The organism is Noviherbaspirillum album (assembly GCF_035916955.1).
GTDB classification, from domain to species: domain Bacteria; phylum Pseudomonadota; class Gammaproteobacteria; order Burkholderiales; family Burkholderiaceae_D; genus Noviherbaspirillum; species Noviherbaspirillum album.
Genome location: NZ_JAWIIV010000003.1, coordinates 101889 through 124853, shown reverse-complemented (window position 1 = coordinate 124853; position 22965 = coordinate 101889). Strand labels below are relative to the sequence as shown.

At 60.3% G+C, this 22965-nt stretch carries 24 protein-coding genes; 4 read left to right on the top strand and 20 right to left on the bottom strand.

The window, feature by feature from the left end:
* Nucleotides 1–816: 816 nt before the first annotated feature.
* Entirely contained in the window at nt 817–1218 is a 402-nt protein-coding gene (locus RY831_RS05455; RefSeq protein WP_326505311.1) for a hypothetical protein, read from the top strand.
* Nucleotides 1219–1527: 309 nt separating this feature from the next.
* On the top strand, nt 1528–1797 hold the full coding sequence (locus tag RY831_RS05450) for a GlsB/YeaQ/YmgE family stress response membrane protein (RefSeq protein ID WP_194723194.1): 270 nt from the start codon (nt 1528–1530) through the stop codon (nt 1795–1797).
* A gap of 185 nt (nt 1798–1982) precedes the next feature.
* On the opposite strand, the gene RY831_RS05445 is transcribed toward RY831_RS05450, so the two are convergent.
* The 5 genes from RY831_RS05445 to RY831_RS05425 all read right to left on the bottom strand — a co-directional run bounded on the left by RY831_RS05445 (nt 1983) and on the right by RY831_RS05425 (nt 6205).
* Nucleotides 1983–2747 carry an SDR family oxidoreductase gene (locus RY831_RS05445; RefSeq protein ID WP_326505310.1) on the bottom strand — a complete coding sequence of 255 codons (765 nt, stop codon included), beginning with the start codon at nt 2745–2747 and terminating at the stop codon, nt 1983–1985.
* 27 nt (nt 2748–2774) lie between these two features.
* The gene (locus RY831_RS05440; protein WP_326505309.1) at nt 2775–3992 is read right to left on the bottom strand and encodes an acyl-CoA dehydrogenase family protein; all 1218 of its coding nucleotides are present in this window, start codon (nt 3990–3992) and stop codon (nt 2775–2777) included.
* A 47-nt stretch (nt 3993–4039) separates the two neighbouring features.
* Complete coding sequence (locus RY831_RS05435) at nt 4040–4477, bottom strand: PaaI family thioesterase (RefSeq protein WP_326505464.1); 438 nt, start codon at nt 4475–4477, stop codon at nt 4040–4042.
* Between the two features lie 242 nt (nt 4478–4719).
* Nucleotides 4720–5490, bottom strand: a complete 771-nt coding sequence (locus RY831_RS05430; RefSeq protein ID WP_326505308.1) for an SDR family oxidoreductase — start codon at nt 5488–5490, stop codon at nt 4720–4722.
* Between the two features lie 7 nt (nt 5491–5497).
* Nucleotides 5498–6205 carry a histidine phosphatase family protein gene (locus RY831_RS05425; RefSeq protein WP_326505307.1) on the bottom strand — a complete coding sequence of 236 codons (708 nt, stop codon included), beginning with the start codon at nt 6203–6205 and terminating at the stop codon, nt 5498–5500.
* A 102-nt stretch (nt 6206–6307) separates the two neighbouring features.
* On the opposite strand from RY831_RS05425, the gene RY831_RS05420 reads away from it, so the two are divergent.
* On the top strand, nt 6308–7210 hold the full coding sequence (locus tag RY831_RS05420; protein WP_326505306.1) for a LysR family transcriptional regulator: 903 nt from the start codon (nt 6308–6310) through the stop codon (nt 7208–7210).
* A gap of 27 nt (nt 7211–7237) precedes the next feature.
* Here RY831_RS05420 and fumC read toward each other — a convergent pair whose 3' ends face one another.
* The 9 genes from fumC to rpsP form a co-directional block, all read right to left on the bottom strand.
* On the bottom strand, nt 7238–8629 hold the full coding sequence (gene fumC / locus RY831_RS05415; protein ID WP_326505305.1) for a class II fumarate hydratase: 1392 nt from the start codon (nt 8627–8629) through the stop codon (nt 7238–7240).
* Nucleotides 8630–8789: 160 nt separating this feature from the next.
* Entirely contained in the window at nt 8790–11672 is a 2883-nt protein-coding gene (locus tag RY831_RS05410) for a bifunctional diguanylate cyclase/phosphodiesterase (RefSeq protein WP_326505304.1), read from the bottom strand.
* 224 nt (nt 11673–11896) lie between these two features.
* Entirely contained in the window at nt 11897–12232 is a 336-nt protein-coding gene (locus tag RY831_RS05405) for a DUF3579 domain-containing protein (RefSeq protein ID WP_326505303.1), read from the bottom strand.
* Between the two features lie 491 nt (nt 12233–12723).
* Nucleotides 12724–13680: a CobD/CbiB family protein gene (locus RY831_RS05400; protein WP_326505302.1), complete on the bottom strand. Its 957-nt coding sequence runs from the start codon at nt 13678–13680 to the stop codon at nt 12724–12726.
* Nucleotides 13681–13760: 80 nt separating this feature from the next.
* Nucleotides 13761–14441 (bottom strand): CoA pyrophosphatase, encoded by a 681-nt coding sequence (locus RY831_RS05395; protein ID WP_326505301.1) that lies wholly within the window; start codon nt 14439–14441, stop codon nt 13761–13763.
* Nucleotides 14442–14715: 274 nt separating this feature from the next.
* Complete coding sequence (gene rplS, locus RY831_RS05390; protein WP_326505300.1) at nt 14716–15099, bottom strand: 50S ribosomal protein L19; 384 nt, start codon at nt 15097–15099, stop codon at nt 14716–14718.
* A 104-nt stretch (nt 15100–15203) separates the two neighbouring features.
* A complete protein-coding gene (gene trmD, locus RY831_RS05385; protein WP_326505299.1) occupies nt 15204–15962 on the bottom strand; it encodes a tRNA (guanosine(37)-N1)-methyltransferase TrmD in 759 nt (252 codons plus the stop codon).
* A 47-nt stretch (nt 15963–16009) separates the two neighbouring features.
* Nucleotides 16010–16540, bottom strand: a complete 531-nt coding sequence (rimM, locus tag RY831_RS05380) for a ribosome maturation factor RimM (RefSeq protein ID WP_326505298.1) — start codon at nt 16538–16540, stop codon at nt 16010–16012.
* 24 nt (nt 16541–16564) lie between these two features.
* A complete protein-coding gene (gene rpsP / locus RY831_RS05375; protein ID WP_326505297.1) occupies nt 16565–16819 on the bottom strand; it encodes a 30S ribosomal protein S16 in 255 nt (84 codons plus the stop codon).
* Between the two features lie 225 nt (nt 16820–17044).
* On the opposite strand from rpsP, the gene RY831_RS05370 reads away from it, so the two are divergent.
* Nucleotides 17045–17392, top strand: a complete 348-nt coding sequence (locus tag RY831_RS05370; RefSeq protein WP_326505296.1) for an NINE protein — start codon at nt 17045–17047, stop codon at nt 17390–17392.
* Nucleotides 17393–17496: 104 nt separating this feature from the next.
* On the opposite strand, the gene RY831_RS05365 is transcribed toward RY831_RS05370, so the two are convergent.
* The 6 genes from RY831_RS05365 to RY831_RS05340 form a co-directional block, all read right to left on the bottom strand.
* Nucleotides 17497–17934 carry a DUF4864 domain-containing protein gene (locus tag RY831_RS05365; protein ID WP_326505295.1) on the bottom strand — a complete coding sequence of 146 codons (438 nt, stop codon included), beginning with the start codon at nt 17932–17934 and terminating at the stop codon, nt 17497–17499.
* A 146-nt stretch (nt 17935–18080) separates the two neighbouring features.
* On the bottom strand, nt 18081–19871 hold the full coding sequence (locus RY831_RS05360; protein WP_326505294.1) for an acyl-CoA dehydrogenase: 1791 nt from the start codon (nt 19869–19871) through the stop codon (nt 18081–18083).
* Nucleotides 19872–20022: 151 nt separating this feature from the next.
* Complete coding sequence (locus RY831_RS05355; RefSeq protein ID WP_326505293.1) at nt 20023–20952, bottom strand: electron transfer flavoprotein subunit alpha/FixB family protein; 930 nt, start codon at nt 20950–20952, stop codon at nt 20023–20025.
* A gap of 24 nt (nt 20953–20976) precedes the next feature.
* The gene (locus RY831_RS05350) at nt 20977–21726 is read right to left on the bottom strand and encodes an electron transfer flavoprotein subunit beta/FixA family protein (RefSeq protein WP_326505292.1); all 750 of its coding nucleotides are present in this window, start codon (nt 21724–21726) and stop codon (nt 20977–20979) included.
* Nucleotides 21727–22001: 275 nt separating this feature from the next.
* Nucleotides 22002–22229 carry a sulfurtransferase TusA family protein gene (locus RY831_RS05345; protein ID WP_326505291.1) on the bottom strand — a complete coding sequence of 76 codons (228 nt, stop codon included), beginning with the start codon at nt 22227–22229 and terminating at the stop codon, nt 22002–22004.
* Between the two features lie 217 nt (nt 22230–22446).
* Nucleotides 22447–22953, bottom strand: coding sequence for an NUDIX domain-containing protein (locus RY831_RS05340; RefSeq protein WP_326505463.1), 507 nt, complete (start codon nt 22951–22953; stop codon nt 22447–22449).
* Nucleotides 22954–22965: the final 12 nt, after the last annotated feature.

Genomic DNA, 22965 nt, shown 5'->3' with positions numbered 1-22965 from the left:
CTCGGGTGTAACAAATGACAACTTGACACTGATTAAGTTTCCTACCACACCAGAAATTGTCTCCATTTTTTTCTTGAACTGCGGCAGCGCAAATAAGCGTCGATTAGCCTGCCCAGGCAACCATTCAAGAGGTATTGCAAGCGAGTTCCCCAGGCATGAGTCCCTGCCGGGGCATACGCTTCAACAACATGGACAACGGGAAAGTCCAGCAAGTTCTGCCTGTATTGTTTTCAACAATGCTTGGAACATTTACACGAGCAAATTGCCAAATGGGCTAGAGTCTTTCCCAAGCCATCCATGTTCTCATGCCCTCCCTGCCCCTGCCGGCAGTCCCGAGCATGCGATGAACCGTACAGGAGGCCCGTCCCATGGCGCAATGCCCTTTCAACACAGGGAAACATGCCGCCCTTCGTCGTAGCGAGCACCCCGGCGCCGCACGGCATGCATTGCATCTTCCTTCGCCATCGTTCCGATGGCCCGCGACTGGCTTGCTCTAGGCACAGGACTTGCACAGGCACTGCAGACACAAATGGCCCGATGGGCTTTCCCACTATCAATGACAAGGAGATTGTTATGAATTGGGATACGGTCACACAGAACACATGCCGGCACGCAGGCACTGGTTGCAGGCATACCGGCAGAGGGCGCGTCGACGAACCGCGTGCCTTATTCATCAAGAGCTACTGAATTTCACTCGCACGTCATGCGAAGCATGCATTGTGTCGCACAGCGTCCTTACGCGACTTCGATGAATGCGCGCTCAATGAGCATGACGCGCGGTACGGAATATGCAATGCGAACGGCGACGTCATCATCATGAATCAACCAGTGTTCATCAGCGAAGGCAAGCGGAGCGGAACCAGCGCCTGCGATGCCTTCCCCTTTCGCGACACTGGCCACACTGCATCGGCATGTGGCGACATCACCGCGCAGCAAGGAGAAACAGACGTGGAAACAGACACGCTTGAAACGACCGTCATCTGCATCTCGCCAGGCTTGAATGACACCTGGGACATATCCGAGAAAGGTGGCGAACAGCCTATCGCGTCATTTGATGAAAAGGAGGATGCCTATGCATATGCCAGCTATCTGAAGACCATTCAGCCGGGAGTCACGGTCCTGGTGGAAGACGACGAAGGATTCTCGCCGCTTCCGACCGAGAATGAGAGGCGGTACAGGCGGAACGGAACAGGTTCTCCCGGCCGCGGTATCAATTGAGCATTCGGAGTCGGAGCTTGCCGGAGGCAGATGACAATGAACGATGCATGCATTAACAATCACGCGGCACGCCTTCAATGCATTCATCATCCGGCGGTGGTTTGCATGCGAGATGCTTTCTGTGTTCGGAATGCGCTTGAAGGTGCAAATGATCGAAACAGCTCGGCGGGATCAAGCGAAAAACACGATGCTTCGATGTCTTCGCACAGTAGCATGAGCTAGATCAGTGGCCGCTCCGCGGCATGAACCATTTCACATGCAGCCAGTCTATTCTTGTAGCCAGTCTATCAACATACATAGGAGGTAAAAATGAATTTTATTATCTGGATTATCGTAGGTGGTATTCTCGGCTGGCTCGCCAGCATCGTGATGCGTACAGATGCCAGCCAAGGCATGCTCCTGAACGTCATCGTCGGTATCGTAGGTGCACTGCTTGGCGGTTGGCTGCTCGCTCCGCTGTTCGGAACAGGAACCATCAACCAGAATGACTTCAGCATCTCTTCGCTGCTTGTCTCGTTCCTGGGTGCTGTGATCCTGCTGGCCATCGTCAACCTGCTGCGTCGCGGCACGCCTCGCTAACGCAAGGCAGCACTAGTCTCTACAAGTCGCTCCCCGATCCAGCTAGAGCGGATCAGGAGTGAGTGGATCACACGGCTTGCACCCCGGCGCTGATCCAGTGGTGCGGAATATCGGAAACGGTATTCCGCACCATTTGCTTCCACACCTGCTTTTCTGCTTTCCATCCCTTCCCGTCGGCACTTCCCTCAAATGGCCGTCAGTCCTCCATCCACCGCAAGCTGATGTCCCGTGACGAATGATGCGCTATCGGAACAGAGCCACAATGCGGCGTTGGCGATTTCCTGCGCCTCGCCCAGGCGCCCTATCGGATGCACCTTCTCCATCGCCTTCGCGCGGCGCGGTTCGCGCTCGATTGCGCGGTCCATCATCGGCGTGCGAATGATGCCGGGACAAACCGCATTGATGCGAATGCCGGCACGGCCATATTCCGCCGCCGCCGTCCTGGTCATGCCGACTACCGCATGCTTGCTCGCCGCATAGATGGGCTGGGTCGGTGCGCCCACCAGTCCGGCGACCGAGGCCGTATTCACAATGACGCCGCCACCCTGCGCGAGCATCTGGGTGATCTCGTATTTCATGCATAGCCAGACGCCCTTGACGTTGACGTTCATGATGCGGTCGAACGTCGCTTCATCGGCCTCGGCCAGCGGCCGGTGTTCTATCTCGATACCGGCATTGTTGAAGGCGCAGTCGAGCCTGCCGTACCGTTCGACCACGCCGGCGACCAGTGCCTGCACGTCCAGCGACTTCGATACATCGGCCCTGATGAAAACAGCCTCGCCACCGGCCTGCCTGATCGTCGCGGCCGTTTCCTCGCCGCCCGCCGCATCGACGTCGGACACGGCAACACGCGCCCCTTCCCTGGCGAACGACAGCGCCGCCGCGCGGCCGATGCCGCTCGCCGCCCCGGTAACCAGTACTGCCTTGCCATCAAATGCGATTGCACTCATCTCTTCTCCTTGCGATGCTTACGATGGTTATTGATAGCGCTTGAGTTCCAGCTTGCCGATCTGGTTGCGGTGCACCTCGTCCGGCCCATCCGCCAGCCGCAGCGTGCGCGCTTGCGCATACGAGTAGGCCAGCTTGAAGTCGCTGGTCACGCCGCCGCCGCCGTGCGCCTGGATGGCCCAGTCGATCACCTGGCAAGCCATGTTGGGCGCAGCCACCTTGATCATTGCAATCTCCTTCGCCGCGACCTTGTTGCCGACCGTGTCCATCATGTGAGCGGCATTGAGGACCAGGAAGCGCGACTGGTCGATCATGATGCGCGCATTGGCGATGCGTTCCAGCGTCACTGTCTGCTCCGCCACCGGCTTGCCGAAGGCGACGCGCTTGAGCGTACGCTTGCACATGTCCTCCAGCGCGCGCTCGGCCAGTCCGATCAGGCGCATGCAGTGGTGAATGCGTCCCGGGCCGAGACGGCCTTGCGCGATCTCGAACCCCCTGCCCTCTCCCAGCAGGATGTTCGATGCCGGAACCCTGACGTTTTCAAACGCAATCTCCGCATGGCCGTGCGGCGCATCGTCGTAGCCGAACACCGGCAGATGGCGCAACACGTTCACGCCGGGCGTATTGCGCGGCACCACGATCATCGATTGCTGCAGATGACGGTTCGGATTGGACGGATCGGTCTTGCCCATGAAGATGAAGACCTTGCAGCGCGGATCGTTGGCGCCGGACGACCACCACTTGCGGCCGTTGATCACATACTCGTCGCCTTCGCGCACGATGGACGATTCGATGTTGGTCGCGTCGGAGGACGCCACCGCCGGCTCGGTCATCGCGAAGCAGGAGCGGATGCTGCCGTCGAGCAGCGGCTGCAGCCATTGCGCCTTCAGTTCTTCGCTGGCATAGCGCTCCAGCGTTTCCATGTTGCCGGTGTCGGGAGCCGAGCAGTTGAAGACTTCGGCCGACCATAACGCGCGGCCCATGATCTCGCACAGGGGCGCATATTCAAGGTTGGTCAATCCCGCGCCGCGATGCGACTCGGGCAGGAACAGGTTCCACAGGCCCTGCGCGCGGGCCTTGTCCTTGAGTTCCTCAATAACGACGGTCGGCACCCAGGGATTGCCCTTGGCGCGATTGGATTCGACCTCGGCGTAATAGCGGTCCTCGTTCGGATAGATGTGTTCATCCATAAAGGCAATCAGACGCTTCTGCAATTCCTTGACCTTGGGGCTGTACTGGAAATCCATCGTTCTACTCCATCAAAAAGATGCTCGGATTGAATGCGCAGGTTGTGCTACCTGGTTTTTTCTTCGATATTGCGGGCGGTGGCCAGCGCCGTCGCGCACAGCGATTCCTTGCCGTCACGTAAGGCGAATACGTCGGCTGCGCAGACGCTAAGCAACCGGCCCGCATCGACGACGCGACCGCGCGCAAGCAGCGCGTCGCCATTGGCGGGGCCGACGATCTTCAGCGTGCAGTCGATGCTGGCATTGATCCAGCCTTCCGGCAGCAGGGTGCCCGCCGCCGCGACGGCGGCAAAGTCGGCGGCGGCGAAGATCGCGGTGGCCTGCATCTGCCCGGGACGAAAGCTCCATGCCTCGCGGTAGGGAATGAAAATATCCACTTCGCCGGCTTCGATGCGCCTGAACTGCAGGCCCAGTTCGCGCGCCATTGGCATGGCGAGCACCATCTTCTGCAGGACCTCGGCGTAGGCCGGATTGGCGGGCTGCATTGCATGTTGAATCATGACCGTCTCCTTTCACCGGACGTGCGAAGGCCCGCGGCGCGGCCGGGCGCACCGCTGCGGGACATTGCGGGAATTACACGCTTGATGGCAGCCGTGGCGAATCGGCTTGGCAGGACGGAAGCAATCCGCCCCGCCGCCGTTTTTTATGGTGCTGCCTTGTCTCCACCTGCTCTCGTTTACATTGCTTCTTGCCGGTTGCCGGTTGCCGGTTGCCGGTTGCCTGACTCTTATCCGATCAGGTAACCGCCATCGACATTGATTGCGGTACCGGTGGTATAGCTTGATGCGTTCGATGCCAGGTACAGCACCGCGCCCGCCATTTCATCGGGATGCGCGACGCGGCGCATCGGCACATGCGGCATCAGCCGGTTCAGCACTTCCTGGTTCTGCACCAGCGCCGCCGCGAACTTGGTGTCGGTGGCGCCGGGCAGCAGCGCGTTGACGCGCACGCCGGATTTCGCGCACTCCTTGGCGAAGGCCTGCGTCATCGAAATTACCGCGGCCTTGGTGATGGAGTAGATGCCTTGCATGTCGCCGGGAATGACGCCATTGACAGAGGCGACATTGACGATGCTGCCGCCGCCATTCTTCGCCATCAGCTTGGCGCCATGCGCCGAGCTGTAGAAGTAGCCGCGGATGTTGACGTCGAGCGTCTTCTGGAATGACGACAGGTCGGTATCGACGATCGGTCCGAAATAGGGATTGGTCGCGGCATTGTTGACCAGCACGTCGAGACGCCCATGCTTCTGTTCGATGGCGGCGAACACGGCTTCGATCTGGGCCATTTCGCCGATATGGCAAGCCATCGCCTCGGCCGAGCCGCCCGCTTCGCGGATTTTGCTTGCCACCGTCTCGCAGGCATCCTGCTTGCGGCTCGAAACGATCACGTGCGCGCCGTAGGCGGCCAGCGTGGTGGCGACGGATTCGCCGATGCCGCGGCTGGCGCCGGTCACCAGCGCGACTTTGCCGGAGAGGTCAAACAGGTTTGCGTTGCTCATGCTCTTCCTATCGATAAGTAACGGTATGGGGCTTGCCCAGCCATTCAAGGTGGGCATAGCTGTTCAGCGTGCTGAGTGTGACGCGGTCGCCCTGGAACAGCAACTTGGTCACCGCGCAATTGACGAGCGACCAGTTCAGTTCCGCCACCTGCTTGTTCTGCAGGTTGAGGATGTGCTGGCAGATGGTGGAAATGGTGCCGCCGGAGGTGAAGACGAGGATGCTCTGCGACTTTTCCGCACCGGCCATGACTTTGCGCAGCGCGCCGACGCAGCGGCGCTGGAAGGCTGGCCAGGGCTCACGGTATTCGCCGTCGTAATGACCGCTCATCCAGCGCGACATGGCTGCCTGGAAGATATCCTGGAATGCATATTTCGCATTTGGACTGGAAGCAAGGAAACGTTTTACTTCCCCCGGGTCGTCGAATTCCGGGCGGTGCTTGACTAACACTTCATGGTGATCGTACTCATTGAAGTCGGGATCGGTTTCCCAATCCAGGTCGATGCGGGAAAGCTTTGGCAGCGCCGCGATGCAGGCATCGGCGGTCTGGCGGTGGCGCTTCATGCCGCCGCAGACGACCCGGTGGAACTGCTGGTGGGTGCCGGCGAACCATTCTCCGAGCAAGCGGGCCTGTTCCTGGCCCAGTTCCGACAACTGGTCATAGTTGGCGCTGCCGAACGACGCTTGTCCGTGGCGAACGAGGTAAATCTGTCCCATTGAAGACTTTCCGGTTTGCCGCAGTGCGGCGAGTTGTAGGAAGCATATCCCCGGGGTTAGAATCGATCAAATGAATAGTTATTATCTGTTTGGATAAATTTCATGCATATATCACGGGTCGACCTCAATCTCTTTACGGTATTCGAAGCCATCTATACCGAAGGCAGCGTCACGCGTGCCAGCCAGAAGCTGAACCTGACGCAACCGGCGATCAGTCATGCGCTCAACCGCTTGCGGCAGATGTTCGGCGATCCGCTGTTCGTGCGGCAGGGGCATGCGATGGTGTCGACGCCGCTGGCGCGCAGCATCATCGATCCGATCCGCCGCTCGCTGCGCAATCTCGAAGTGACGCTCAATGGCGTGCATGCATTCGATCCGGCCAGCACGCAGAAGCGCTTCAACCTCGCATTGCGTGATGTGCTGGAATCCACCATCCTTCCGCCACTGATGCTGCGCATCCGCGAACATGCCCCGGAAGTGGATCTTGCCGCCAGTCATGTGGAACGGCGCGAACTGGAGACCGAACTTGCCGCCGGTTCGCTTGATGCAGCCATCGACGTGCTGCTGCCGCTGTCGAGCGACATCATGCACACCCGCATCTATCAGGATGCCACGGTCGTGGTGGCGCGCAGCGGCCATCCCGACATCGACGGCGGACTGGATCTCGAGACCTACTTGAAACAGGACCACATCCTGGCCAGTTCACGCCGGCGCGGGCCGGGGCTGGAGGATTTCGAACTCAGCCGGTTCGGCGTGGAAAGGCGGATCAGGCTGCGCTGCCAGCATTATTTCGCCGCCTGCCGGGTGGTGAGCCAGACCGATATGCTGCTGACCATGCCGGGACGCTATGCGCATGTTGCCAATCAGCAGTTCGGCAACCAGATTCTGCCCTTCCCGCTCGACGTGCCGGCCTTTGACGTATTCCTGTACTGGCATGCGAACGTCGATGCCGATCCGGCGAACATCTGGCTGCGCGAACAGATCATGGAATCGGCGCACGGCTGATGACTGACCGGGCGCCGCCGACCGACGTCAGCGCGGCGCCACCATCGCTTCCGGCCTGACCCAACGGTCAAAGTCCTCCTCGCTGACATGCCCCAGCGCCAGCGCCGCCTGCTTGAGGGTGGTGCCGTCATGATGCGCGCGCTTGGCAATCTGCGCAGCCTTGTCATAGCCGATATGCGGTGCCAATGCCGTCACCAGCATCAACGAGCGCTCCATCAGTTCGCCGATGCGTGCATGATTGGCTTCGATGCCGCGCGCGCAATGCTCGTCGAAGCTGTGCATGCCGTCCGCCAGCAGGCGTACGCTCTGCAGGAAGTTATGCGCAATCAGCGGCTTGAAGACATTCAGTTCGAAGTTGCCCATGGCGCCGCCGATATTGAGCGCCACGTCATTGCCGAACACCTGGCTGCATAGCATGGTCATCGCTTCGCACTGCGTGGGATTGACCTTGCCGGGCATGATGGAGCTGCCCGGCTCGTTCTCCGGAATGGTGAGTTCGCCCAGTCCCGAGCGCGGCCCGGAGGCCAGCCAGCGCACGTCGTTGGCGATCTTCATCAGTGCCGCCGCCAGCGTCTTCAATGCACCGTGCGCGGCCACCAGCGCATCATGGCTGGCCAATGCGGCGAACTTGTTCGGCGCGGTCCGGAACGGCAGGCCAAGCGCGTTTTCCAGTTCGGCGGCAACCCGCGCGCCGAATTCGCGGTGCGTGTTCAGGCCGGTGCCGACCGCGGTGCCGCCGGCGGCCAGTTCCAGCAGTGCCGGCAGTGACGCCGAGACGATCGCATGCGCATGCTCGAGCTGGGCCACATAGCCGGAGAACTCCTGTCCCAGCGTCAATGGTGTTGCATCCTGCAGGTGCGTGCGTCCGATCTTGACGATGCCGTCGAAGGCCTCGGCCTTGCGCGCCAGCGTGCCGCGCAGGGCATCGATCGCCGGCAGCAGCGATTCCGCGGTGCTGGTGGCCGCCGCGACATGCATGGCTGTGGGAAAGATGTCGTTCGACGACTGGCCCATGTTGACGTCGTCGTTGGGATGCACCAGCCGGCCTTCTCCGCGCTGTCCGCCCAGCAGTTCCGATGCGCGGTTGGCCAGCACTTCATTCATGTTCATGTTGCTTTGCGTGCCGGAACCGGTCTGCCAGACCGACAGCGGAAATTCCCCCTCATGCCGGCCGGCGATCACTTCATCGGCTGCGGCGATGATGGCCTCCGCCTTCTTGCCGTCAAGCAGTCCCAGGTCGCGGTTGACGGCCGCGCAGGCTCGCTTGACGTGGGCAAGCGCGAGCACCAGGCTGGCCGGCATGCGTTCGGTGGAGATATGGAAATGATGCAGCGACCGCTGCGTCTGGGCACCCCAGAGCCGGTCTGCCGGCACATCGATGGGACCAAAGGTATCGCGTTCTGTCCGAGTGTTGGCCATGCCTTTTCTCCGTTGCTGTATTGCTTCGTTGTTGTAGCGGCTCGATGATTCAGCGATTCGATTCCGCTTGCAGATGTGCGTTCCCGGGCAGTGACACGCGCTGACGACGCCGTGATGGCGCGGTCACGCCGGGCAAGCCGGGCAAGCCGGGCAAGCCATGCTACACCAGCGGGAGAAGATGGGAGGTGTCTTGCGAGAGTGAACGCCGCTGCCGCAGCAGCTGCTCGAATGCCTGCGCCGGCAGGGGACGGCTGAAATAGTAGCCCTGCATGTAATCGCAGCCATGGCGCTTCAGGTAGGCGAGTTGCGCCTCGGTCTCGACGCCTTCGGCGATGACCTTCAGGCGCAGGCTGTGCGCGAGAGAGATGATGGACAGCACGATCGCTTCGTCGTCGGGGTCGATGGTGATGTCCCGCACGAAGGACTGGTCGATCTTGAGCAGATCGATGGGGAAGCGCTTCAGGTACGACAGGCTGGAATATCCCGTGCCGAAATCGTCGATCGACAAGTGGACGCCGATTGATTTGAGGTCGCGCAGAATGCAGACCGCATGCTCGATGTCGTTCATCATCATGCTTTCGGTCAGCTCTAGCTCGAGCAGATGCGGCGCCAATCCTGATTCGGCTAGCACCCCCTTGACGGTATGCACCAGGTCTTCCTGGTAGAACTGGAGTGGCGACAGATTGACCGCGACGCGCAACTGACCGAGGCCGGCGCGCTGCCATGCGACGCACTGGCGGCAGGCGGTGCGCAAGACCCATGCGCCGATCGGGACGATCAAGCCGATTTCCTCGGCGAGCTCGATGAAGCGGTCCGGCGGCACCATGCCGAGCACCGGATGCTGCCAGCGTATCAGCACTTCCATGCCGAGCACCCGTCCGGTCGCCAGATCGACCTGCGGCTGGTAGTGCAGGAAGAACTCCTCGCGTTCGAGCGCGCTGCGCAAATTGTTTTCAATGCGCAGGCGCTCCATCGCATGATCGTTCATGGCCGGCGTAAAGAATTGGAAATTGTTCCGGCCCGTTTCCTTGGCGCGGTACATCGCGATACCGGCATGCTTGATCAGCGTATCCGCATCCATGCCGTCGGATGGACAGACGGCGATGCCGATGCTGGAACCCATGACGAATTCATAGCCCTCGATGACGATGGGCTGCGCCACGGCATCCATGATGCGCTGGACGAGGACCGGCGAAAGATGCTCTTCCGTGCGTTCCGGCAGGATGAGCACGAATTCATCGGCGCTCATGCGCGCGATCGTATCGGTCTCGCGCACCGCACCGCGCAGGCGGTCGGCGACAACTTTGAGAAGCTCGTCGCCTGCCCGATGTCCCAGGGTATCGTTGACGAACTTGAAGCGATCGAGATTCATGAACAGCAGCCATACCGGATGCCCGTAACGAGTCGCATATGCGCTTGCCTGGCGCAGCCGGTCATGCAGCAGGTTGCGGTTGGCGAGTCCGGTCAGCGTGTCGCGGTTGGCCTGGAATTCCAATTCGGCCTGGTAGCGCTTGGTGGCGGTGATGTCGTTGATCGCGACGACGTAATGATTAACAACGCCGGTTTCATCGCGCACCGGCGCAAGGAAAGCGTCGCTCCAGAACATGCGACCATCCTTGCCGTAGGTCCGCAGGGTGACGCGCGTTTCCCGGAGCTCGCGCACCGAGGCGATGATTTCCTGGATTTCCGGCTGCGCGCGGTCGTCCGCCCAGAGCAGGCTGCAGCTGCGGTTGATGACGTCCTCCAGGGAATATCCGGTGATGCGCTCGAAGGCGGGATTGACGTACTCGATCGGATAGTTCGGCGCCGCGGCGCTGGTGATGATGATGGCGTTCGCGCTGGCCTCGATCGCTCTCTGGCGCAACTGCAGGGCATCCTCAGCGCGCTTGCGCGCTGCGATATCCTCGACCAGCCTGTCATTGGCCAGGCGCAGTTCCGCGGTGCGCTGTTCGACCAGGCTATGCACGCGCCGCGATCGCATGGACATAGCGTGAAAAAAGCCGACGATCAGCAGGCTCATTAGAACTCCTCCCGCCAGGGTGGCGACGGAGCCTGCATGGCGCGCCATGAACGATTCAGGCTGGCGCGAAATGGCAATCTTCCAGGGCCGTCCGGCAAGATCGAAATCATGCATGACCGGTTCCGGCTGATCGCGGAACAGCCAGTGCGGAATCGGCGATTTCGACTGCGCGGCGAGTTCGTCGCGTGACAGAGGGCGCGAGCCGCTGCGGAAAGCCAGGTTGCGGTCATCGATATCGGAGCTGGCATAGACGCTGATACTGAGCGACGGATCGTTCAGCATCCCGCTTTCCGAAAGAATTTTCTCGACCAGCACCTCGGCCTTGAACACGGCGGCCGTATCCCCGATGAAAGCGGCCCTGCGCTCATCGACGGTATCGGTTGGCATCCCGTGGCGGTAAAGCGGCATTACGACAAGGAAGCCGGTCTGGCGCCCGCCGCCCTGCGCAAGCGTGAGCAAGGCGGTGGAGGTCGGCTGTCCGCTGTCAGTCGCCCAGCGCACCGCTTCCGCCAAGTGTGTGTTAGGCGCCACATCCAGTCCCAGCGCGGCTTCGTTGCCCCTGAGCGGTTCGACATAATCGACGATCAGATGCTGACGTGCGGCCTCCGCCGGCACCAGCCGGCCGTCTTTCATCTGGCGCATCACATAATCGGGATAGACACGCCGCATCTCGAGTTCGTAAGCGTCGCGTCCTTCGGCATCGACGACACGATGAAAATTGAGAGCCTGGATATAGGAATGCCGTTGCAGCAAGGGCTGGGAAAAGTTGCGGAACTGCTCGCGGCTGACGTCCTGGAAACTGACGAATGCCTGATTGAGGACTCTAAGCGTATGAATGGTCTGATCCAGCTGCTGCTGTATCGTCAGAATGCGTATATTGGCCCGCTGCTGGAATTCGAGTTCGATCTTGTCATGCTCAAGCCGCCTGATACCGGCAAACAGGACAAAGGTGGCAATCAGTCCTGCAAGCAGCGCCAGCACTGCGGCTGCAAAAGGCGAAAAAGGCTGGCGGCTTCGGGGCATTCCTTCTCCACTGAAATTGATGAGATTGCTGAGCCGCCGAGGGCTGTGAAACCTTGATGGCCTTAAGGTTAGCCCATTCCTTTCCTGAAGGAAAGCTCTAGCTGAGCATGGGGCAGGTGCGATGCACACTGCGTGGCGGATACGGCAAAAAGCCGCAGCGATAAGGGAGAAATCGGGCTAGACCTGCGAACACCATCCTTGGCCGGCGGCTGCAAGGGTGGCGCTTATTTGGCTTTCTGGTCCGGCACTAGGCAAGCGTCTAGGATCTGCAGATCGTTATCCTTGGCGAAATTGACAACAAAGTGAAAGGCGAGCGGTTCGATTTCGCGCAAGGCTTCATTGACCACCACCGACTTCACGCCGCCAAGCACCGTCGGCCGTACATAGGGGGAGTACCCGATGTGGGCGTTGCGCCCGCCGCTTCCCTCCGGGCGAAAGCATGACATCACGCCGCACAGGCGCTCTGCCCAGTCACTGGGCCGGAACTGCCGGCCATCGCTTGTCAGGCCCTGGATAAAGAACTCGCGTGCGGCAGTCGTGGGTTTTGTGAACTCGGCCATGTGTGCGGCTTGCCTTCCTGACATTGCTGTTCCGGTATCGGCTGCGCGAGGATAGACGTGCAGCCCGCCCGATGTTTCTGCCGCCAGTATGCAGCAGCAGCCTTTCAATATTCTTGCATATTATATCTTATAGAAGAGTTGGAGCGAAACAACATCCCGCATTATGAAAAGATAATTGGTGAGTGGTCCGGCGCCACTGGCCTGAAAGCGTTGAGCGCGGCACTCCTTGGGCACGAACGGCGTTTCTTGCCGACCGGCACGGCCTGCGGCAAAGTTCGTGCAAGCGGAGAAATCCGCCCATCCGCTGCCTTTCGGCATGTCGGCCTGGCGGAGGGCCGATGTCGCGAGATGTAAATCCAGACCTGAAACAGCATGGGAGCAGTGGCGCACCGCAACAGGCAAGGTACGCCATAGACACTAAAGAAGCGTGCGGGTTCGCTTGCCGTCAGGCTGCGACGCAGAATGGATGAACAAGCCGTATTAGAGCGTTTTCACCCTAGCCAGACCGCAATGGAAAGCAGTAGAAGCAACAGCATCCAGAGCAGTAATGCGCGCCAGACGAGTCCGACGGTGCTCTGCAGCGCACGCACATTGGCTTCTTCCCCGGGCGGCACTTCGGGCTCGACGCTGATCGAGTCCACCGTCGCGGCATCCGCCACGGGCAGGCTCGCCGCATTTTCCGTCGCGGTGCCCAGGCGCAAGCCCATCGCGCCGCCGCCGGCGGAAAGAATGATGCCGATGGCTTCGTCCTTCCAGCGATGCGCGAAATTTCGCCACGCATAAATGGCATCCTCGAAGTTGCCGACGATGGCGAAGGCAATTGCGGTCAGCCGCGCCGGGACCCAGTCTATCCAATAGAAAGCTCTTGTGGCGAATCGCCCGAATGCCTCGTTCTTCAGGTGCTCCGGCTCATTCCACGCGCGCGCAAGGTATTCCGAGACGCGATAGAGAATGGCACCGGCAGGACCGATCGGCATCGCGAACCAGAAGAACACGCCGAACACGTTGCGATGCGTGGTGATCAATGCCTGCTCGACGGCGATGCGCGAAATGTCGCTGACATTCATTGCCGTCGTGTCCTGTCTCGTCCATTCCGCCAGCAGGCTGCGCGCGCCCGCCTCGTCGCCGCTGCCGAGCGCCATTTGTATCGATGTGAAATAGTGGCTGTAATGCCGGAATCCCAGGGTCAGGTAGACAATCAGGATGTTCCAGAGCAGCGCCAGAAACGGGCTGATCTTCAGGCAGACCCAGTACACGGCCATGCAAGGCACCAGCATCAGCAGCATCGCGACGACCCAGGCCATGCGGCCATGCGCTTCCTGGCCCGCGTTGAACGTGGCTTCCATACGGGCGGCAAGCTGCTTCACCGCCGCATACATGGGATTATCGGCGCGCAGCGGCTTGAGCTGCTCAAGCAACAATGCAAAGAGAATGGAAAGAAAGGTCATTGGCCTGGCTTGATATTCATACAGCCGCTACGATAACGCAGTGCAAGATCATAATCAAACCCGCATTATCCTTATGCTTTTCAGGCGCGCAGAAAATGGAACAGATTGCGCAACATGCCGGCCGTGGCGCCCCAGATGAAGAACCGGTCATAGGGCATGGTGTAGAAGCTTCGGCGCCCTCCGCCGTCGGGATAGTCGTAGCTGCGCAGCTGATGATTCATGCCGTTCATCAGAAAGGCCAGCGGGACTTCGAATATTTCAGCGACCTCGAAAGGATCGGCGCGAAGCTCGAAAGGCGGTTGCACCAGGGCCACCACCGGTGTGACCTCGAACCCGGTCCCGGTAAAATAGTCCGGCAGTGTCCCCAGGACTTCGATGTGCCTGCGATGCAAGCCGACTTCCTCCTCGGTTTCGCGCAATGCCGTTTCGATTGCCGATGTATCAGCGGCGTCCACGCGCCCGCCCGGTAGACTGACCTGCCCGGCATGGTCGTTCAAATGCGCGGTACGCTGGGTCAGCAGCATGGTGATTCCTTCATCGCGTGCGATAAGCGGCATCAGCACGGACGCCAGCACGGGCTCTCCGGTCAGCTTGCGCATGCGCCGTTCGCTGAATTCTTCGCGTATCCATTCGGGCGGACGCGCAAAGCGTTCGCGCAATGCCGTAATGGTAAGGCGCTCAGGATCCACTGCAGGCTCGCCTGCGATGGAATCGACCGGAAGCACCTCCGGATCAAAGAGTAGTTTCGACAAGGCTGACATCCTTGGATGGGTCGCTTAACAAGATCACCAGTGTCACCAGTACCAATGAGCATTGGCACCGGATGCCATCATGCGGGTTGAAACGAATATCGGCTCCGCGGGCCGAGCCCGCGGCATGGCATGGCTCCCTGACGGAGTTGTGCCAAGCACTTCGGGAATTCTAACGTGAATACCGGGGTGCGGTACTCCCGGCGACGACGGTGACGGATACGGCGCAAGACCTGACAAAAGAAAAAGGCACCTTGCGGTGCCCTTTTGCCTGCGAACCTGCAGCTTATTCTGCTGCCTGTACCGCTACACGGCGATTCGGCAACTTTTCCTTGATACGTGCGGACTTGCCGGAACGATCGCGGAGATAGTACAGCTTCGCACGGCGCACATCACCGCGACGCTTGACTTCGATCGAAGCGATCAGCGGGGAGTACAGCTGGAATGTACGCTCCACGCCTTCGCCGGAAGAGATCTTGCGAACGATGAAGTTGGAATTGAGGCCGCGGTTGCGACGCGAAATCACGACGCCTTCGTAAGCCTGGGCACGCTTGCGGGTGCCTTCAACCACGTTGACGTTTACAACAACTGTATCGCCCGGCGCGAATTCGGGGATGTTCTTGCCCAGACGGGCGATTTCTTCCTGCTCGAGTTTTTGGATCAGATCCATTTTTAGCTCCTGTAGCCATCATGCCGGCGCTTGCACTGCATTGAATGCCCGGTAGAGGATGGGGTTAAACACGCGGACAATCTTCATCCGCTCGATACTGCAAATCAAACCTTGTGAGGCAAACTGCTTAAAAACTTTTCATCGGCGCGGGACAGCAAACCGTCTTCGCGCGCCCTGACGATCAGATCGGGCCGTTTCCTGGCCGTGACCAGCAGCGATTGCTCGCGCCGCCACTTCACTATCTCGGCATGATGTCCGCCCATCAGCACCGCAGGCACCGGCACGCCGTCATAGATTTCGGGACGAGTGTAATGCGGACAATCCAGCAAGCCGTTGACGAAACTGTCTTCCACTGCCGACACGTCATCGTTGAGCACCCCGGGAATCTGGCGGATCACGGCGTCCATCAGTGCCATGGCCGGCAACTCTCCGCCAGACAGGACAAAATCGCCGAGGCTGATTTCCTCGTCCACGCAACGGTCGAGCAAACGCTGATCAACCGCTTCATAACGCCCGCACAACAGGATGACGCCGCTCTCGGCAGTGAACTGCATCACGCGCCGATGCGTGAGAGGCTGACCTTGCGGCGACATGTAGACCACGCGCGGCACCGGCAATCCCAGCTCCGCCTGGCGCGACTTTGCCGCCGCGATGGCAGCTTCCAAGGGCTTGGCCAGCATGACCATCCCCGGACCGCCGCCGTAAGGCCGGTCATCGATCGTACGGTAGTTATCGTTCGTGAAATCGCGAGGATTCCATAACGACAGTGTGCATCGCTTCTGCTCGAACGCGCGCCGCGTGATGCCGGACTGCGTGATCGCGCCGAACATGTCGGGAAAGAGCGTGACGGCATCAAACTGCATCTTGAGTCACCCTTGACATGCCGGTTTTCCAATCAGTCGCGGAGCCGCTAGAAATCAACGCCCCAATCGACAACAACTTTTCTTCCTGCCTGATCCACCGACTTGACGAACTGGTCGACAAATGGAATCAGCCATTCTTTCGGCTTCTGGTTTTCGGCCACCGGCGCCGGCCCCGCGACCTGAAGTATCGGATGCGCGCCGTTGTCCATCAGACCGGCCACGGTACCGAGCACCTCACCTTCCAGGTTCTCGACCGCGAGCCCGATCAGATCGATCCAGTAAAACTCATCGTCCTCCAATGGAGGAAAATGGCTGCGCCGGACCTGTACGGTGGCTCCCTTCAGAGCCTCGGCGGCATTGCGATCGGCCACGCCCATCAGCATGGCAACGACATCCTCGCCATGTATCTTGGCTTGGAGCATATCGACATCGCGCAGAGCCGGCTTGTCCAGCCACCATGTCTTCGCGTGCAGCAAGGCATCCGCGTCCAGCGAGTAAGGCTTGATCCTTACCCAGCCATGGATGCCGTATGCGCCCGTGATATGGCCAACCAGCACCAGGTCATCAGGGACAACCATCCCCGAAACAGACTTTACCGACAATTAAGCGGCTGCTTTGCTGCCAGCAGCCTTGACCAGACGGGCCACTGTCGGGGACAACTGGGCGCCGACGCCTTGCCAGTAAGCCAGGCGGTCCTGGGTGATGCGGAAGGACTCATCCTTGCCGGAAGCCACCGGGTTGTAAAAACCGAGGCGCTCGATGAAACGGCCATCGCGGCGATTGCGCGAATCAGTTGCGACGATGTTGAAGAAAGGGCGCTTCTTGGCGCCGGCACGGGACAAACGGATAACGACCATAATCTGCTTCCAAAAATTATTCTAGGGCGGAAAAAGCCGAGAATTATAGCCCGTTTTCAAGTGGTGGGGCAAGTTGAAAGAGTGGCGACCAACATTGCTTTCCTTATTTCTCTCGTGCACACTACCGGCGCAAAAGCGCTGGCATTGATTTCCCATACGGCGCCGCTTGCGGTTAAAGCCGGTTCGGCGCCTGAAAATTACTTCTAAGCAAATCCAGTTCCCCCTATGACGCCCCACAAGAACAAGACCTTCGCCACTTTGCTCGCCGCGCTGTTGGGCGGTATCGGCGCGCATCGCTTTTATCTCTACGGCAGGACCGACCGCTGGGCATGGCTCCATGTGGTGCTTTTCCCATTTTCGGTTTTTGCAGGATTCATTGAGGCGCTGATGCTCGGATTGACCCCGGACGAGAAATGGGATGAGCAGCACAACCGGGGTTCGGGCAGAAAATCGAATTCGGGCTGGCTGCTCATCATCCTGCTGGTACTGACTTTCGGCGGCGGCGCGACCGCGGTGATCGCGGCACTTGCGCGGACCTTCGACCTGCTGTTCACAGGCGGGGCTTACGGCTGATGGAGTTGCCGCCCGCATGGCGCACAAAATACGGGCGCCTGATGCTCGCCGATCGATTGCCTACCCGCCATTTCTGCTAGCGGCGCATACCCGGCGGCACGGCGTCAGATGGAAACGCTTGTCGTTTCGAGCAGCTGGCAGCCGTCAATCTTCCAGCTGCTGTCTTCTTCCTGCTGCATCCAGAATACGGCGACCCATACCCTGCTGCTGCCGTCGGTGACGCGCACGATCTGCACGGCTTCTCCACGGATGACTTCCGGGGCGGAATAGATGACGCCCAGCGAGCGGTAGATGGGCGTGTATTCTTCCTTGATGAGGCGCAGGAAATTGTCGGGGCTTCCGAACAGCTTGCGCTTCTGCAGGGTGGCCTGGCTGAATGCGCCGTTGGCATCGTCATTGGCCAGTGCTTCGAGCTGGGATTGCACGGCCGCGTGGATCGCGATCGCGTCCGCTGTCGTGATGGCGTCGAGCGCCAGTGCGGGAGTCCCCCAGGGACCCGACAATCCAAGCAGCAGGGTTGCCATAGCCAGCAGCCGTTTCATGACCACCTCCGGACCAGAAACCAGATTCGCGGAATTGAATACCCGATATAGCGAAGATTTCCAAATGCTTCCGGAGTTCGCGCTCCAATAAAAATAAAGGCAGCCGACGGCTGCCTTCTAGCGAAAGATCAATTTTCCTTGCTTGATCAGAACTGCTCTTCCGCAAGCGCCAGCACGCCTTGCGCGCCATCAACGATGGCGGTGCGATATGCCAGCGACTGAGGCAGGATATGGTCGGCATAGAAGCGCGCGGTGACGATCTTGGCTTCATAGAAGCGGGTATCGCCTTCGCCCGTTTTGAGCTTTTCCGCTGCGATCAGCGCGGCGCGCGCCATCTGCCAGCCGCCGAGCACGATGCCGGCCATTTTCAGGTACGGCACGCTGCCGGCGAACACGCCCTTGATATCGGTCTTCATGTTGCCCACGACATGGCTGACCACTTCGTCCAGCGCGCCCACTGCGGCCGACAGCTGCTTCCGGATCGCGGCAAGATCGCCGCCCGCATGCGCGGCCAGCTCTTCCTCCGTGCGGCGCGCCAGCGCAAGTATGCTCCTGGCGGTCGCGCCGCCATCGCGCACAGTCTTGCGGCCGACGAGGTCGTTGGCCTGGATTGCCGTCGTGCCTTCGTAGATCGGCAGGATGCGCGCATCGCGGTAGTACTGCGCCGCGCCGGTCTCTTCGATGAAGCCCATGCCGCCATGTACCTGCACGCCGCTGGAAGCGACATCGATCGACATTTCCGTCGACCATCCCTTGACGATCGGCACCATGAACTCATAGAACGCCTGGTTCGCCTTGCGCGCCGCATCGTCCGGGTGGTGATGCGCAACGTCATGGGCGGCGGCGGTCACATAGGCGAGCGCGCGCGCCGCTTCGGTCTGCGCGCGCATCGACATCAGCATGCGCCGCACGTCCGGATGATGAATGATCGCCACGGGGCCGCTGGAGCCGGCGAGATCGCGTGACTGCACACGGTCGCGGGCGTACTGAACAGCCTTCTGATAGGCGCGTTCTGCCACCGCGATTCCCTGCATGCCGACCGCGAAGCGAGCGGCATTCATCATGATGAACATGTACTCGAGACCGCGGTTTTCTTCACCGACCAGCGTACCCACGGCACCGCCATGATCGCCGAACTGCAACACGGCTGTCGGGCTGGCCTTGATGCCGAGCTTGTGCTCGATGGAGACGCAATGCACGTCATTGCGCTCGCCCGGCGAACCGTCGGCATTGACCAGGTATTTCGGCACGATGAACAGCGAAATGCCCTTGACCCCCTCCGGCGCGTCCGGCGTGCGCGCCAGCACGAGGTGCACAATGTTTTCGGCCATGTCGTGCTCGCCGAAGGTGATGAATATCTTGGTGCCGAACAGCTTGTAAGTGCCGTCGCCCTGTGGCACGGCGCGGGTACGCACCAGCGCCAGGTCCGAGCCGGCCTGCGGTTCGGTCAGGTTCATGGTGCCTGTCCATTTTCCCGACACCAGGTTTTCGAGGTAGATCTTTTTCTGCTCTTCGGTGCCGGCCGTCATCAGCGCCTCGATGGCGCCATCGGTCAGCAGGGGGCAAAGCGCAAACGACAGGTTGGCGGAATTCAGCATTTCAATGCAGGGCGTGGCCACCAACTTGGGCAAGCCCTGTCCGCCGAATTCAACCGGATGCTGCACTCCCTGCCAGCCCGCTTCGCCGAAGGCCTTGAAGGCTTCCTTGAAGCCCTTGGTGGTGGTGACCTTGCCGTCCTGCCAGAAACTTGGCTCCTTGTCGCCCGCTACGTTCAGCGGCGCGATTACCTCGCTGCAGAATTTCGCGTTTTCTTCCAGTACCGCTTCGACGGTTTCCGGACTGGCATCCTCGCAGCCGGGCAAGGCATTCAGCTGGGCAAGCCCTGCGAGTTCCTTGATGACGAACTGCATATCCTTCAGCGGGGCGACATAGCTCATTTTTCAGTCTCCATGAAAAAGCAGGATTGCGGGCCGTATGGCGAAGTCGTCGGAGGGACCGGCTTCGCGACAAACCCGGCAATCCTGCCCGGTACATTCACTTTTCTTGCGATGGGCGTCGTGCGCCCATTCCGTCAATCAATGATTCGGTTCAGCCCAGCTCGTTGACCAGTTGCGGTACGAGTTCGAACAGGTCGCCGACGATGCCGTAATCGGCCACCGAGAAGATCGGCGCTTCCGCATCCTTGTTGATCGCCACGATGGTCTTCGAATCCTTCATGCCCGCCAGATGCTGGATCGCGCCCGAGATACCCACCGCGATATACAGTTGCGGTGCCACGATCTTGCCGGTCTGTCCGACCTGCCAGTCGTTCGGCACGAAGCCGGCATCGACCGCAGCGCGCGAGGCGCCCATCGCCGCGCCCAGCTTGTCGGCCAGGGGCTCGAGGATCTTGAAGTTGTCGCCGGAGCCCATGCCGCGGCCGCCGGAGACGATCACCTTGGCGGCGGTCAGTTCCGGGCGGTCGGACTTGGCCACTTCGCGCGACACGAATGCCGATTTGCCCGAGTCGGCCACGGCGCTGACCGTTTCCACAGCGGCATTGCCGCCGGTGGCAGCGGCATCGAAGCCGGTGCCGCGCACGGTGATGACTTTGACCGGATCGGTCGACTGCACGGTGGCAATCGCATTGCCGGCATAGATCGGGCGCTCGAAGGTGTCGGGCGACACTACCTTGGTGATTTCCGAAATCTGGCTGACGTCGAGCTTGGCGGCCACGCGCGGCAGGATGTTCTTGCCGTAGGCGGTCGCCGGCGCCAGGATGTGGGAGTAGGAAGAAGCAATGGCCAGCGCCTGCTCGGCCACGTTTTCGGCCAGGCCGTCGGCGAAATGCGGCGCATCGGCGACCAGCACCTTGGTGACGCCGGCAATCTTCGATGCGGCTTCGGCGGCAGCGCCGCAGTTGGCGCCGGCGACCAGGACATGGACGTCGCCGCCGCAGGCAGCGGCCGCGGTGACGCTATTGAGGGTGCTGCCCTTGAGGGAAGCGTTATCGTGTTCAGCAATGACGAGTGCAGTCATGATGGAATTCCGTATCTGAGAGGGTTAGATGACCTTGGCTTCGTTCCTGAGCTTGGAGACCAGCTCCTCGACGCTCTTGACGACAATGCCAGCGGAGCGCTTGGGCGGCTCGGACACTTTCAGGGTCTTCAGTCGCGGTGTCACGTCAACGCCCAGGTCTGCCGGCTTGACGGTTTCCAGCGGCTTTTTCTTGGCCTTCATGATGTTGGGCAGCGTCACGTAGCGCGGCTCGTTCAGGCGCAGGTCGGTGGTGACGATAGCCGGCAGCTGCAGGGCCACGGTCTCCAGGCCGCCGTCGACTTCGCGGGTCACCGTCGCCTTGCCGTCCTCGATGCTGACCTTGGAGGCGAAGGTGGCTTGCGGCCAGCCCAGCAGCGCTGCGAGCATCTGGCCGGTCTGGTTGCAATCGTCGTCGATGGCCTGCTTGCCGAGGATGATCAGCTGGGGCTGTTCCTTGTCGGCCAGCGCCTTCAGGAGCTTGGCCACGGCCAGCGGCTGCAGCTCGTCCGCGGTCTCGACCAGCACGCCGCGGTCGGCGCCGATGGCCATGGCGGTGCGCAGGGTTTCCTGGCACTGCGTCACGCCGCAGGAGACAGCCACGATTTCGGTTACCTTGCCGCCTTCCTTGAGGCGGGTGGCTTCTTCGACGGCAATCTCGTCAAAGGGATTCATCGACATCTTGACGTTGGCGATATCGACGCCAGAACCGTCAGACTTCACGCGCACCTTGACGTTGTAGTCCACCACGCGCTTGACTGGAACCAAAACTTTCATAGCTTTGCCTTTGTAAAGAAACAATTGACGTTTACGTAAACCGAACCGTGATTATAAAGAGATCTGTACTGATGCAGAAATTTAGCACGACCGTTCTTTTAATTGGTAGAGAGTATGCACTAAATTGAATGAAAAATCCAAGACAAGCCCGTTTCATGCAGTAGAACAATGATGCGGCAGCCGTAGGTAACGCTGGCTGGAAGCCGTTCCGCGGCGGACACCGCGGAAGGAAGATTAGCGCAGGAGGCGTGGTGCGTTTGTGCGCCCGATCATTCTTATTTGCGCTTCATGAAAAAGGTGAATTCCTTATTGTTTTCGCTGTGCCCGACCAGATCGTTGCCGGTTTGCCGGGCGAAGGCCTGGAAGTCGCGCACCGAGCCCGGGTCGGTCGCCATGACGCGGAGTATTTCGCCGCTGCTCATTTCGGCCAATGCCTTTTTCGCCTTGAGGATCGGCAAAGGGCAATTCAAACCCCGGGCGTCGAGGTCCTTGTGAAATTCCATGTTCGAGTCCCTAAGAAACGATAGATGGGGAAGTTGCAGAAAATTCTACCGCAAATATGGGAGGGATTGTGCGACGCAACAAGCCGATGAGAAATATTGGTGCAAAACTGCGCCCCCGGCGAGCAGATATTGCACTTGCAGGACGCATTTACCTCCATGCAGTATCAATATTGGTTCAAAGACGCAAAAGCCAAGGGTCAGGAAGTGCCAAGAGACGTCAAGAGGATGACGAGGTGGGCCAGTCCAGGAACTCAACGGGGATATTGCGCGCCCGCATCCAGTCCGCCATCGCATAGCCGGTGCCGGCCCGCCAGGGACGCAGTTTTTCAGGTGCGACCAGCCGGTACTCGACCAGCTCCTCCGACAGCCGGATCTCCCCGGACGCCTTCACATGATAGGCAATGATGAGCTCGTTCTTGCGAATGAATTCATAGACGCCGATGAGGTTGATTTCGTCGGCGTCGAGATTGGTCTCTTCCTTGAGTTCGCGCGCGACGCCCTGTTCCGGCGTTTCGCCCCGCTCCATGAAACCGGTAATCAGCGCGAACGTCTTTTCCGGCCAAGCTGCATTCCGCGCGAGCAGGATGCGGCCCTCGACCTCGACCAGAGCGGCGACGACCGGCAATGGATTATCCCAGTGCGTCCAGTGTCCGTCCGGGCAGGCCAGCCTCAGCTTGCCGCCCTCGCCCGCATCCGCCCGCTGGACCAGCGGGACGGCGCACATGGGACAATACCG

Excerpts from the sequence above, each read along its gene's own strand:
- RY831_RS05455 (WP_326505311.1), top strand. The coding sequence starts at position 817 with ATGAATCAACCAGTGTTCATCAGCGAAGGCAAGCGGAGCGGAACCAGC.
- RY831_RS05450 (WP_194723194.1), top strand. The coding sequence starts at position 1,528 with ATGAATTTTATTATCTGGATTATCGTAGGTGGTATTCTCGGCTGGCTC.
- RY831_RS05445 (WP_326505310.1), bottom strand. The coding sequence starts at position 2,747 with ATGAGTGCAATCGCATTTGATGGCAAGGCAGTACTGGTTACCGGGGCG.
- RY831_RS05440 (WP_326505309.1), bottom strand. The coding sequence starts at position 3,992 with ATGGATTTCCAGTACAGCCCCAAGGTCAAGGAATTGCAGAAGCGTCTG.
- RY831_RS05435 (WP_326505464.1), bottom strand. The coding sequence starts at position 4,477 with ATGCAGCCCGCCAATCCGGCCTACGCCGAGGTCCTGCAGAAGATGGTG.
- RY831_RS05430 (WP_326505308.1), bottom strand. The coding sequence starts at position 5,490 with ATGAGCAACGCAAACCTGTTTGACCTCTCCGGCAAAGTCGCGCTGGTG.
- RY831_RS05425 (WP_326505307.1), bottom strand. The coding sequence starts at position 6,205 with ATGGGACAGATTTACCTCGTTCGCCACGGACAAGCGTCGTTCGGCAGC.
- RY831_RS05420 (WP_326505306.1), top strand. The coding sequence starts at position 6,308 with ATGCATATATCACGGGTCGACCTCAATCTCTTTACGGTATTCGAAGCC.
- fumC (WP_326505305.1), bottom strand. The coding sequence starts at position 8,629 with ATGGCCAACACTCGGACAGAACGCGATACCTTTGGTCCCATCGATGTG.
- RY831_RS05410 (WP_326505304.1), bottom strand. The coding sequence starts at position 11,672 with ATGCCCCGAAGCCGCCAGCCTTTTTCGCCTTTTGCAGCCGCAGTGCTG.
- RY831_RS05405 (WP_326505303.1), bottom strand. The coding sequence starts at position 12,232 with ATGGCCGAGTTCACAAAACCCACGACTGCCGCACGCGAGTTCTTTATC.
- RY831_RS05400 (WP_326505302.1), bottom strand. The coding sequence starts at position 13,680 with ATGACCTTTCTTTCCATTCTCTTTGCATTGTTGCTTGAGCAGCTCAAG.
- RY831_RS05395 (WP_326505301.1), bottom strand. The coding sequence starts at position 14,441 with ATGTCAGCCTTGTCGAAACTACTCTTTGATCCGGAGGTGCTTCCGGTC.
- rplS (WP_326505300.1), bottom strand. The coding sequence starts at position 15,099 with ATGGATCTGATCCAAAAACTCGAGCAGGAAGAAATCGCCCGTCTGGGC.
- trmD (WP_326505299.1), bottom strand. The coding sequence starts at position 15,962 with ATGCAGTTTGATGCCGTCACGCTCTTTCCCGACATGTTCGGCGCGATC.
- rimM (WP_326505298.1), bottom strand. The coding sequence starts at position 16,540 with ATGGTTGTCCCTGATGACCTGGTGCTGGTTGGCCATATCACGGGCGCA.
- rpsP (WP_326505297.1), bottom strand. The coding sequence starts at position 16,819 with ATGGTCGTTATCCGTTTGTCCCGTGCCGGCGCCAAGAAGCGCCCTTTC.
- RY831_RS05370 (WP_326505296.1), top strand. The coding sequence starts at position 17,045 with ATGACGCCCCACAAGAACAAGACCTTCGCCACTTTGCTCGCCGCGCTG.
- RY831_RS05365 (WP_326505295.1), bottom strand. The coding sequence starts at position 17,934 with ATGAAACGGCTGCTGGCTATGGCAACCCTGCTGCTTGGATTGTCGGGT.
- RY831_RS05360 (WP_326505294.1), bottom strand. The coding sequence starts at position 19,871 with ATGAGCTATGTCGCCCCGCTGAAGGATATGCAGTTCGTCATCAAGGAA.
- RY831_RS05355 (WP_326505293.1), bottom strand. The coding sequence starts at position 20,952 with ATGACTGCACTCGTCATTGCTGAACACGATAACGCTTCCCTCAAGGGC.
- RY831_RS05350 (WP_326505292.1), bottom strand. The coding sequence starts at position 21,726 with ATGAAAGTTTTGGTTCCAGTCAAGCGCGTGGTGGACTACAACGTCAAG.
- RY831_RS05345 (WP_326505291.1), bottom strand. The coding sequence starts at position 22,229 with ATGGAATTTCACAAGGACCTCGACGCCCGGGGTTTGAATTGCCCTTTG.
- RY831_RS05340 (WP_326505463.1), bottom strand. The coding sequence starts at position 22,953 with ATGTGCGCCGTCCCGCTGGTCCAGCGGGCGGATGCGGGCGAGGGCGGC.